General features: G+C 58.6%; 1 rRNA gene. It reads right to left on the reverse strand.

Annotated features, from left to right (window positions below):
* A 23S ribosomal RNA gene (locus EPD81_RS10575) occupies window positions 1-732 on the reverse strand; the annotation flags it as partial.

Genomic DNA, 732 nt, shown 5'->3' on the forward strand with positions numbered 1-732 from the left:
CATCCCCTACTTTTGCAACAGTAGTGGGTTCGGGCCTCCAGCACCGGTTAGGGTGCCTTCACCCTGGCCATGGATAGATCACCCGGTTTCGGGTCTACGCCGCGCGACTTCCTCGCCCTATTCGGACTCGCTTTCGCTTCGCCTCCCCTATTCGGTTAAGCTCGCCACGCAACGTAAGTCGCTGACCCATTATACAAAAGGTACGCAGTCACCCCTCCTCTAACGGCCCTCTCGCCCTCAGGACGCTAGAGGTCCATTTCACTTCTTCCTTCGAACTTTTGCCGCCGTCGCAACGCGCCGGCGTCAAAGCCCCGAAGGCCGTTAAAGGAGGGGCTCCCACTGTTTGTATGCATGCGGTTTCAGGTTCTATTTCACTCCCCTCGCCGGGGTTCTTTTCGCCTTTCCCTCACGGTACTGGTTCACTATCGGTCGATCACGAGTATTTAGCCTTGGAGGATGGTCCCCCCATCTTCGGACAGGGTTTCTCGTGCCCCGCCCTACTTCTCGCACGCTTAGACCCCCCGACGGCTTTTCGCATACGGGGCTATCACCCGCTATGGCCGGCCTTTCCAGAGCCGTTCTGCTGAGCCGTTGGGTTGGTCGTGCAGGCTGCTCCCCGTTCGCTCGCCACTACTTGGGGAATCTCGGTTGATTTCTTTTCCTCCGGCTACTGAGATGGTTCAGTTCGCCGGGTTCGCCTCCTCTGGCCTATGGATTCAGCCAGGGATACCC

It is taken from the genome of Tepidiphilus sp. J10 (assembly GCF_006980785.1).
Lineage (GTDB): Bacteria > Pseudomonadota > Gammaproteobacteria > Burkholderiales > Rhodocyclaceae > Tepidiphilus > Tepidiphilus olei.